The 889-nt window shown below is 47.6% G+C and carries 1 protein-coding gene; it reads right to left on the bottom strand.

Translation table 11 applies throughout. The features are described from left to right. Positions 1-137: 137 nt before the first annotated feature. On the bottom strand, positions 138-524 hold the full coding sequence (locus tag ACYQ2M_RS25135) for a transposase zinc-binding domain-containing protein (RefSeq protein WP_459919149.1): 387 nt from the start codon (positions 522-524) through the stop codon (positions 138-140). Positions 525-889: the final 365 nt, after the last annotated feature.

Here is an 889-nt window from a genome sequence, read left to right as displayed (position 1 = left end):
TTTAACGGTACCGGTTCTGTCTTTTTCCCAGAAGATTTCAAAGCCTAAGAAGCTTATTCGTACCTTCATGCCGGGATGAAAACGATTAAACCGAATCATTCCGGTTTTCTCCGGTGCCACCTCAAGATTGAACTTACTTAGCCTACCGGGAAGCTCACGGTAAAACTGTGCAGCCTCATCTCATGGGGCAGAGTAAAGACACAATGGTGGTAGGGTACCGGCAAGAGGTCGTTGAGCCGTGCTTCCACCCATTTCTTCCGGGCAATATTATTGCAGCCGGGACAATGGCGGTTCCTACAGGAGTTGTATCCTTTCTCCAGGTGGCCGCAGGTGTCGCAAATCTTCCAGTGGGCACCGAACTCGCCGCACCGGCAGTATTCAATGTCGTACATGACCTTGTGCTGCCTGGGATGAAGCCGGTGTTCTGATCGGAACGACTCTCCGTGTTTCCTGAAGATATCTCCGACAGTAGGGCTTGATACCGGTTTATCCGGAAGTGGTGTATGGCAGTCGTGTATTTTCATCGTTTATCGGAGGGAAACCAGAGGAGATAAGGGGGGAGCCAATCTGCAAGAATTATGGCATGCGTGACATTTGCGTCTCTTTGCAAATGACATGACTGGCGAAATTCTTGCGCGCAGGCTCCCCCCGTTCTCCGGTAAAGTTATCCTCATTGCCTTTTGAAATCCTTTGTTTTAAGGGCGTTTTGAATTTTCTTCATCGATTTATAAAACTGCCATGTCCGCCGCTAGGCTTAATGTAACGTTGCTAATCAGCCGCGCGGCTTTTTGCGTCGGCTGAATTAGCTTTGTTGGCATTTGTGCGTAACTCTGCAATTTTTTTTAAGCCTATATCCTCTTGCATATCTAAAAAATCAAAAAAATCCTTA

It is taken from the genome of Desulfocicer niacini, assembly GCF_054657595.1.
This window is presented reverse-complemented; position numbering and strand designations above follow the sequence as displayed.